The sequence below is a fragment of the Allofournierella sp. CML151 genome, from assembly GCF_027853465.1.
Lineage (GTDB): Bacteria > Bacillota > Clostridia > Oscillospirales > Ruminococcaceae > Allofournierella.
In genome coordinates this window covers 90,760-99,980 of record NZ_JAPNNW010000013.1, presented here as the reverse complement: position 1 = coordinate 99,980, position 9,221 = coordinate 90,760, and the positions used below count along the sequence as shown (strand labels likewise).

General features: G+C 58.2%; 11 protein-coding genes. 5 read left to right on the top strand and 6 right to left on the bottom strand.

The genetic code is table 11. The features are described 5' to 3' along the window. Positions 1 to 77 precede the first annotated feature (77 nt). The 4 genes from PH256_RS10560 to PH256_RS10545 all read right to left on the bottom strand — a co-directional run bounded on the left by PH256_RS10560 (position 78) and on the right by PH256_RS10545 (position 1,330). Positions 78 to 431: a hypothetical protein gene (locus tag PH256_RS10560; protein WP_270914141.1), complete on the bottom strand. Its 354-nt coding sequence runs from the start codon at positions 429 to 431 to the stop codon at positions 78 to 80. A gap of 113 nt (positions 432 to 544) precedes the next feature. Further along, positions 545 to 784 (bottom strand): hypothetical protein, encoded by a 240-nt coding sequence (locus PH256_RS10555; RefSeq protein ID WP_270914140.1) that lies wholly within the window; start codon positions 782 to 784, stop codon positions 545 to 547. A gap of 41 nt (positions 785 to 825) precedes the next feature. Beyond that, on the bottom strand, positions 826 to 1,038 hold the full coding sequence (locus PH256_RS10550; protein WP_270914139.1) for a hypothetical protein: 213 nt from the start codon (positions 1,036 to 1,038) through the stop codon (positions 826 to 828). Between the two features lie 4 nt (positions 1,039 to 1,042). After that, positions 1,043 to 1,330: a hypothetical protein gene (locus tag PH256_RS10545; RefSeq protein WP_270914137.1), complete on the bottom strand. Its 288-nt coding sequence runs from the start codon at positions 1,328 to 1,330 to the stop codon at positions 1,043 to 1,045. 302 nt (positions 1,331 to 1,632) lie between these two features. Here PH256_RS10545 and PH256_RS10540 point away from each other — a divergent pair, with 302 nt between their 5' ends. From PH256_RS10540 to PH256_RS10530, 3 genes are all read left to right on the top strand, one after another. Beyond that, positions 1,633 to 2,481, top strand: a complete 849-nt coding sequence (locus tag PH256_RS10540; protein WP_270914136.1) for an aldo/keto reductase — start codon at positions 1,633 to 1,635, stop codon at positions 2,479 to 2,481. A gap of 38 nt (positions 2,482 to 2,519) precedes the next feature. Next, positions 2,520 to 4,046 (top strand): galactarate dehydratase, encoded by a 1,527-nt coding sequence (gene garD / locus PH256_RS10535; protein WP_270914135.1) that lies wholly within the window; start codon positions 2,520 to 2,522, stop codon positions 4,044 to 4,046. Positions 4,047 to 4,117: 71 nt separating this feature from the next. Then, the gene (locus PH256_RS10530) at positions 4,118 to 5,335 is read left to right on the top strand and encodes an NAD(P)-dependent oxidoreductase (RefSeq protein WP_270914134.1); all 1,218 of its coding nucleotides are present in this window, start codon (positions 4,118 to 4,120) and stop codon (positions 5,333 to 5,335) included. A 49-nt stretch (positions 5,336 to 5,384) separates the two neighbouring features. On the opposite strand, the gene PH256_RS10525 is transcribed toward PH256_RS10530, so the two are convergent. Together PH256_RS10525 and PH256_RS10520 are read right to left on the bottom strand one after the other, a co-directional pair. Beyond that, positions 5,385 to 5,642 carry a LysR family transcriptional regulator gene (locus tag PH256_RS10525; RefSeq protein ID WP_270914133.1) on the bottom strand — a complete coding sequence of 86 codons (258 nt, stop codon included), beginning with the start codon at positions 5,640 to 5,642 and terminating at the stop codon, positions 5,385 to 5,387. Continuing rightward, positions 5,639 to 6,619, bottom strand: a complete 981-nt coding sequence (locus PH256_RS10520) for a LysR family transcriptional regulator (RefSeq protein ID WP_270914132.1) — start codon at positions 6,617 to 6,619, stop codon at positions 5,639 to 5,641. Before PH256_RS10520 ends, PH256_RS10525 begins: the two co-directional genes overlap by 4 nt. Positions 6,620 to 6,866: 247 nt before the next feature. On the opposite strand from PH256_RS10520, the gene PH256_RS10515 reads away from it, so the two are divergent. Continuing rightward, on the top strand, positions 6,867 to 8,150 hold the full coding sequence (locus PH256_RS10515) for an SLC13 family permease (protein WP_270914131.1): 1,284 nt from the start codon (positions 6,867 to 6,869) through the stop codon (positions 8,148 to 8,150). Between the two features lie 27 nt (positions 8,151 to 8,177). Then, positions 8,178 to 9,101: an alpha/beta hydrolase gene (locus tag PH256_RS10510; protein ID WP_270914130.1), complete on the top strand. Its 924-nt coding sequence runs from the start codon at positions 8,178 to 8,180 to the stop codon at positions 9,099 to 9,101. Positions 9,102 to 9,221 lie beyond the last annotated feature (120 nt).

The window sequence follows — 9,221 nt, the reverse complement described above, 5'->3', positions numbered from 1 at the left end:
AACCGCTCTGGCTTGATTGTCACAGCAGGTTTTTCTACAAGCTGAGGCGCCACAGCAATAACTGTGGCGCCTTTTTCTTAGCTATGATTGCTTTCCAAATGCCGCCGAACATCCTCTTCATAAATCAAGATCTCTTGCAAGCATTTGTCCAGACAAGCAAAAATCTCTTCTTTGGTTGGATTCTCACTGAAACGCATTGTTTTTGTTCTGAACAGTGTGCGCCATTGCCATTCCTTTCTTTCCAATTTTGCCGGATTCAGCTCATTAATCTTATCACTTAACTCAATAAAACTTGACGTTGCATTTTTTGCGCTGACTGCTAATTTGATATATATGCTGTTTCCTGTGGAATTCACGATTTCATAGAAATACCGATTGGGTGTATTCCATCCACTAACAGCATCTGGCGTATCCGGAATAATCTTTGACATTGCTTTTGTTGTAAATCGTGTCAGCTTACTCTGATACATCCGATGATGCAGACAACCTTTCCTTTGAAACGGAATAGTTTTCAATCTATGTAGCAACAGGAATTCACCGTCTATCAATCTATTTTCTCCGCCATAACCCAATTAATATTCCCTTTGGAGTTGCACCGGCAGGCAAGGCGAATCTTCTCGCCGGTATCCTCATCGGTGAAGCAACAGAACAGGTACATCCGCTTGTCCCAAGTGCGATAGTTCAGACGCAAATTGAAAGTCCCGGCTTTCTCGGAGCGGCTGTACTGCTCCAGGTTGGCTTCCATTAGCTCTTTGTCGTTGGTCAGAATTCCGTAGTAGTTCATAGTCGTTTGTCCTTTCTTCTTTTGTGTTATCGTTCTACATGTTACTGCTCCTGGGCGTTCAACAAATCAATTCTTTCCCGCATCCGGTCTGCCCGGGGCGGGATTTTTTGTGCGGTGCGCAGCTCTTTGTGTACCGCGCAAATTTTTTTGGTGAGCTGGTCTTTCTCGGTATGCAGGGCGGCGCATTCTGCCGGATCGTGGCAGCGGCGCAGTCGGTTTTGGCAGTGGGTGCGCCGGGCTTCCAGAGTTTGCACTTCCTCAGTTTTCTGCGTGATGAATCGCTCCACTTCCTCCCGGGTTTGCAGCGAATATCACTCCAGCAGATGCAGCTGGGCTTCGATCTGCTCCCAGTAGCGCAGATTCCTCCCGCATGGCCGGATGGGGCCGACGATGGTTGGGAATCTTCTCAGGCAATCTTCCCAGCAGATAGCAATAGTACAGATAGGTGCGGTAGATGCCCAGCGTTTTGAGCAGGGCCTTTTTGAACTCCTTCTTTTTCCACCGGTCGTGGGGATAAACCGGGGGATAGCATATGGTAGACGACACCGTTGTCCACAGTAGTGTTCACGCAGTGTATGTGCTGTCTCCATTCTACAAGTTCCTGACTATTCCATCACAATTTATGAAAATCACAGCACAGCGGAACTGTATTTTCGCTCCCCCAGTCGTGCTTTCCTGTGCCATTTCATTTCACATCATTTCATTGAAAACGAAACATTATACCTCGCTTGTGCAGTCTTTACAACTTTATCCAACACAGCTGTACAATTTATCCATTGTCTGCCTTGCTGGGCGGCGACTACAATAAAAGCGGAGTATTGTTCTTTAGCACGAAAGGATGAAGCACAATGGAATTCATCACGGAAAACGGCCGGGCGGTAAGCCGGGTGGGCCAGGGCACCTGGTACCTGGGTGAAAACGCCGCCACCGCCGCCCGGGAGCGCAAAGCCCTGCAGGCGGGCGTGGAGGCCGGTATGAATCTGATCGATACCGCCGAGATGTATGGCGAGGGCGCGGCGGAGCATCTGATCGGCAGCGCCATCCGGGGCATGGACCGGGCCTCGCTGTATCTGGTGTCCAAGGTTTACCCCTTCCACGCGGACCGGCGCAACATCTTTTTGAGCTGCGAAAACTCGCTGCGGCGGCTGGGCACCGATTATCTGGACCTGTACCTGCTGCACTGGCGGGGCGCGGTGCCCCTGGCCGAGACGGTGGAGTGCATGGAGCAGCTGAAGGCGAAGGGACGCATCCGGGCCTGGGGCGTTTCCAACTTTGACGCGCTGGACATGGACGAGCTGATGGAAGTGACCGGCGGCAGCCGGTGCGCCTCCAACCAGGTGCTCTATCATCTGGGCAGCCGGGGCGTGGAGTTTGACCTGCTGCCCTGGATGCAGCAGCGGGGCATGCCCATGATGGCCTACTGTCCCCTGGCCCAGGCGGGCAGCCTGCGCCGGGACCTGGCGGGCTGTGCCGCAGTGCAGAACGCCGCCAAGGCCCACGGGGTCTCGCCCTGGCAGGTGCTGCTGGCCTTCCTGCTCACCCGGCCGGACGTGTACCCCATTCCCCGCAGCAGCCGGGCCGAGCACACACTGGACAACGCCGCCGCCATGAACCTGGTGCTCAGCGCCGAGGAGCTGGCCGCGCTGGACGCCGCCTTCCCCGCACCCACCCGCCGCACCCCACTGGATATTGTGTAAGATAGCTGGAATTTGATCACAGAAGGAGCGAATGAAACATGCCTACCGAATCCCCGAAAATCATTCAGATCAAGCCCCAGGACAACGTGGCCGTGGCCGTGCATGACCTGGAGGCGGGCGTGGAGGCCGCCCCCGGCCTGGTCACTCTCCAGCCCATTCCCCAGGCCCACAAGATCGCCCTGACCCACATTCCCGCCGGGGGCGAGATTCTGCGCTACGGCGTGGTGCTGGGCTACGCAAAGGATGACATCCCCCGGGGCAGCTGGATCAACGAGCACATGCTCACCCTGCCCCAGAGCCCTACCCTAGACGACATGCCCTACGCCATCAATCTGGTGCCCGCCGAGCAGCTGCCCGCCCCCACCCGCACCACCTGGATGGGCTACCGGAACAAGACCGGCCCCGCCGGTACCCGCAACCTGCTGGGTATCGTGACCACAGTACAGTGCGCCGCCGGCGTGCTGAAGGTGGCAGTGGAGCGCATCAAAAAGGAGCTGCTGCCCAAATACCCTCACGTGGACGGCGTGGTGGCGGTGACCCATCCCTACGGCTGCGGCGTAGCCATCAACGCGCCCATGGCCGAAATCCCCATCCGGGCGATCACCAACCTGATCCGTCATCCCAATTTCGGCGGCGAGATCATGGTGGTGGGCCTGGGCTGCGAAAAGCTCACCTACGACCGGGTACTCCCGCCCGAGGACATCACCCCGGAAAACGTGCTCACCCTGCAGGACTGGGCGGGCCACGACGCCATGATGCAGGCGATTCTGAACATGGCCGACAAAAAGCTGCAGAAGCTGGACCAGCGACGCCGGGAGGAGCTGCCCTTAAGCGAGCTGCTCATCGGCATGCAGTGCGGCGGCAGCGACGCCTTCAGCGGCATCACCGCCAACCCCAGCGCGGGCTATGCGGCCGATATGCTGGTGCGGGGCGGCGCCACCGTGATGTTCAGCGAGGTGACCGAAGTGCGGGACGGCGTGCGCCTGCTGGCCGCCCGCTGCGTGGACAAGACCTGCCGGGACAAGCTGGCCGCCGAGATGAAATGGTACGATGACTATCTGGACGCGGGCGGCGTGGACCGGGACGCCAACCCCACTCCGGGCAACAAAAAGGGCGGCCTTGCCAACATTGTGGAAAAGGCCATGGGCTCCATTGCAAAATCCGGCACCAGCCCCATTGTGGAGGTGCTCAGCCCCGCGGAAAAGCCCACAAAGCACGGTCTGATCTACGCAGCCACCCCCGCCAGCGACATCGTGTGCGGCCCCAGCCAGCTGGCCAGCGGCATCGGCCTGCAGGTGTTCATGACTGGCCGCGGCACTCCCTACGGGCTGGACGTGGCCCCGGTGATCAAGGTGTGCAGCCGCAACGAGATGAAGGAGCACTGGTTCGATCTGATCGACATTTCCGCCGGCGGCGTGGCCACCGGTGAAGCAACCATCGCTCAGGTGGGGCAGGAGATCTTCGACTTCATTCTGGACGTGGCCAGCGGCGAAAAGCAGCCCTACAGCGACCAGTACGGCTTCCACAACGACCTGTGCATCTTCAATCCCGCTCCTATTACCTGACCGCCGCACCCCGGCTTTTGCCGGGGTGCTTTTCCACCCTTTTTTCACCATTGGCAAGGAGGAAACACAATATGGCCATCCATGTGGTAAACGAAGCCCGGCGCTGTTTGCACTGCAAGGTACCCCAGTGCCGCACCGGCTGCCCCATCAACACCCCCATTCCGGACATGATCCAGCTGTTTCTGAACAGCCAGCTGGACACCGCCGGCGAGATGCTGTTTGAGAACAACCCCCTGAGCGTGGTCTGCTCGCTGGTGTGCGACCACGAGAAGCAGTGCGAGGGGCACTGTGTGCTGGGCCGCAAGAGCGCCCCGGTGCATATCTCCAGCATCGAGAACTACATCTCGGACACCTATCTGGACCGGATGAAGATCCAGCGGGAGGCAAACAAGGGCAAGCGGGCGGCCATCATCGGCAGCGGGCCCGCGGGCATCACCATCGCGGTGCTGCTGGCCCAGAAGGGCTACGATGTGACCCTGTTCGAAAGCCGGGAGAAGATCGGCGGCGTGCTGCGCTACGGCATTCCTGCCTTCCGGCTGCCCAAGTCGGTGCTGGACCGGTACAAGGATCAGTTGGTGAAGCTGGGGGTGAAGATCCGGCCCAACACCTCCATCGGCGGGGCACTCACGGTGGATGATCTGCAGCGGGACGGCTATCAGGCCATCTTCATCGGCACCGGTGTGTGGCGGCCCAAAAAGCTGGGCATCCCCGGCGAGAGCCTGGGCCATGTACATTTTGCCATCGACTATCTGGTGGATCCGGATGTGTATGATCTGGGCGATGATGTGGCGGTGATCGGCGCGGGCAACTCGGCCATGGACGTGGCCCGCACCGCCCTGCGCAAGGGGGCAAAACATGTGACCATCCTCTGCCGGTCCGACAGGGCCGCCGCCAGCGTGCGAGAGGTGGACTACGCGCTGGCCGACGGAGTGGAATTTCTTTACGGCATCCACAGCGAGCGCATCACCGATCAGGGCGTGGAGTACCGGCAGGCATCCTTCGATGAAAACGGTCAGGTAACCCAGCTGAGCGAACCGGCGCTCTTTCCGGCGGACAGCGTGATCATCGCGGTGAGCCAGGGCCCCAAGGACAAGATCGTGAACACCACCCACGGCCTGAACACCACCGATCACGGTCTTCTGGCCACCGACGAGACCGGCCACACCAGCCGCCCGGGCATCTTCGCCAGCGGCGACGTGGTGCTGGGCGCCCGCACCGTGGTGGAGGCGGTGAAGTATTCCAAGACCGTGGCCGCCGCCATGGACGAATACCTGCAGAGCCTGACTTAAGACCCATACAAAAAGAGCCTGTGCACCGCACAGGCTCTTTGTTTGCCGCTCACATGTGATAAATTTGATACAGTGCCTTGTTGTAAATATCCAGTACACGGCGGGCTCCGTTCACATAAACGCGGCCCGCATCGGTGAGCACCAGATGACCGTGCTGGCGCTCGAACAGCTTGGCATCCAGCTCTGTTTCCAGCCGCTTCACATGCTGGCTCAGGGCGGCCTGGCTGATCAGTAACCGCTCCGCCGCCCGGGAAAGGCTTTTTTCCTCGGAAATGGCGATCACATATTCCATACTCTGCAGGTTCATCGTGCGTCCTCTCCTCCAAATTCCTTCAGAATTTGCTGGGCTTTCACATTCAGGCTTCGCCGGTAAACCGGTTTTTTCAGATCGCTCTGAATCACCAGATAGGCCAGATACCGCTCTGCTTCGCTCAGCTCTGCCCGTCCGGGAGGAAGCAGCATGCCCAGATGAATATAATAACGGGGATAAATGGAAAAGTAAGTCACCGCTTGCCGGTTGTCCTCCATGGCACTCACCGGCACCAGTGCCGCTCCCACACCCTGACGAACCATCCGGCAAAGCACCTGCATGTTGTTGGTCTCAAACACCTCGGTGGGGCGCAGGCCCTCCTTTTCCATGATCCGATCGTAAACCGTGCGCACCGTGTTTCCCTTTGCCGCAATCACGAAGGGGGAATCCGCAAAACAGCTGATGTCCACACAGGGCAGCGCGTCACCCCGTTCCCTCGCCATAGCCGCCATGGGGTGAAAGTCCGGCACTGCCGCCACGATCTCCTCCTTCATGGTGGCAATCGCCTCAAATCCCTCCTCGCCGCTCACATAGCTGGCAAGGGCGCAGTCCACCTGACCTCGGCGCACCCAGTCCTTGATGTCCCGGGTATAGCCCTCCCGGATCACCAGCTCCACATCCGGAAAGCGCCGACTGAAAGCGGGGAAGATCTCGGCCACCAGCAGTGAACCTCGCAGCGGGCTTGCCCCGATCACAATGCGGCTGCTTTGGCGGTGGGTCAGCCAGTGGATGGTCTGATAGGTATGCTCCTTCACCGCCACGATCTCCCGGGCGGCATTCAGCAGCACCCGGCCCTGCGCGGTGGGCACAAGGCAGCGACCCTCCCGCCGGAACAGCGCCGCGCCCAGCTGCTGCCCCAGCCCCTGCACAAACACCGTAAGGGTCGGCTGCGAAACCTTCAGCAGCCGACCCGCGGCGGAAAGGCTGCCTGTTTTTTCAATGGCCAGCAGATATTCCATTCCCCGCACATTCATGCCCGCTTCCTCCCGTTTTCCGTTCTGACTTTATTGTATCGCTGCGAATGGTCAGGCGCAAGAGCATCCATAGTTTTTGCTTATAATTTGTATAGTCTTCGCTGGATTGTGCGTCCGTCATTTTCTCTGTAATATAGTGATATAGAGAAAAAACAACAGATATTTCGCACAATTTTGCGGCCGCACCCCCAGGGGAATCGTCGATTTTTTCCTGTTGTTTTTCAACCAAACAATCAGGAGGATCATCATGACCATAGAAATGATTATCGTTTTGGCCATTCTTGCCTTCATGGTCGTCATGCTGCTGACCCGCGCCATCCCCTACGGCGTCACCGGCATGATCTGCTGTGTGGCCTTTGTGCTCACCGGCGTATGTGATTTGAGCACTGCCTTTTCCGGTCTTTCCAACAGCACTACAATCATGGTTGCAACCATGATTGTAGTGGCCAGCGCCTTGGGCAAAACCAGCCTGGTGCACCGCCTGCGCGGTATAATGACCAATTTACAGGGCAAACAGGGTATTTTTCTGGTGGTTGCGCTGTATGTGATCACCATCGCCCTGTCCCAGCTGATGGGCCAGATCGCCTGCCTGTCCATCATGCTGCTGTTTGTGCAGACGCTGGACGAAAAGAGCTCCATCTCCCCCGCCCGCATGCTGTTTGCGGTAGCTTGCATCAACACCATCTGGACTTCCAAAATTCCCATCGGCATGGGCGCCACCATACCCGGCACCATCAACTCTTTCTATCAGGGCATGGTAGGCCCTGAGGATCTGCTGGCTATCACCGATTACTTCAAAGCAGGCATTCTGCCCGCCATTGTCGGCACCGTTTACTGTATCCTGTGTTATAAGCTGATTCCCAGTGGCAAGATCGACAACTCCCAGGTAAAGGACGTGAAGGAAACCGAAGCCCTCAGTCGGCGGGATGAAATCATCACCTTCTTGGTATTCTTCCTTGTTATGGGTGGTTTCATGCTCTCCAATCAGCTGGGCAGCGATGTCACCAATGTTCTGCCCGCCGCCGGCGTACTGATCCTGATCCTCACCAAGGTTCTCAGCGTTAAGGAAGCCGTTTCCACCCTCACCAGCGACATGGTCTGGATGATCGCCGGCATGACTGTGATGTCCTCGGTTCTGGGCAGCACCGGCGTGGGCGATTTGATCGGCAACACTGTATTGAACATTCTGGGCTCCAATCCCAGTGGCTTGTTTGTGTCTATCGTGTTCTGTGTGGTCACCACCATCCTCACCAACTTCCTTTCCAACATGGGCACCATGGCCCTCATGTGCCCCATCGCCGCGGCCACAGCACAGGCTGGTGGCATGAATGTGAAGGCCGTGGTTCTGGTGGCGGCTGTTTCCAGCTGGTTCGCCATTGCAATGCCCACCGGCTGTGCCGGTGCCATGATGGCCTTTGGCATTGGTAATCACAATGCCTTCAAGGTGATGAAATTCACCCTGCCTCTGGTATTGCTGCTCATGATCTCGCTGATTATCGGCGTGAATCTCTTCTTCCCCATCTATAATTAACCCTTATCAAACATACGAGGCAACAACATGAAACAGTACATCGACCCGGGCCATAAGCGCAAGGCCCTGAATCTCATCGACAACGTGGTCTATGCCACCCGCACCGATCTGGAGGGCAATCTCCTGGAGCTGAAGCTCTCGGTGCTGCTGCAAAACGGCAACAGCGAACAAAAGCTCGCTATCGGCGAAGACGATCCCCGGGAGGACCACTCCCCCAAGCCCGCCCTGGTCTGGATTCCCGGCGGCGGCTGGCGCGGCGCAGACAAAAACCTGATGCTGGGCGAGATGAGCGCCTTTGCCGACGCAGGCTATGTGGTGGCGTCCATCTACTACCGCAGCAGCACCCAGGGCCACTACCCGGATCAGATCCGGGATGTGAAGGAAGCCATCCGCTTCCTTCGGGCCAACGCCACGAAATTCGAAATCGACCCCGAACACATTGGTGTGTTCGGCCGGTCGGCGGGCGGCCATCTGGCGGCCATGGCAGCCATGAACCTGGACGGTGACGACGTGGGTGAACACCTGGACCAGTCCTCCAGGGTGCAGGCCTGCTGCGATATGTTCGGCCCGGTGGATGTGCTGGCCCTGATGGAAAACGAGGAAAAGCGCTTTTCCGACCCCTCCTTCCGCTGGCACCGTTTGGAGGACACCCACGGCGGCGCGCTGCTGGGCGGCGATCCCGCCACCATGAAGGAGCGTGCAGTGGCAGCCAGTGTGCCCGGCAAGATCAACCCAGGGATGTGCCCCATCCAGATCCTCCACGGGGACAACGACCCCATTGTTCCGCTGGAGCTGAGCAGCGAGCCCTTCTATCAGGCCATCTGTGACGCCGGGCTGGAGGACAGAGCCGAATTTTATGTGCTGCGCCACGGCGGCCACGGCTCCCGTGAATTCTTCCAGCCTTCGGTCAAGGAGCTGATGATCAGCTTCTTCGACCGCCATCTGAAATGATTTTCCCCCTTTTCAACCTTGCGTTTTTGGAACCGTCTTTCTCACAAACTCTCCGGTCCAAATAAAACGAAGAGCGCCCCGGCGAAAACCGGGGCGCTCTTCGTTTTGAGAGAGGTTAAA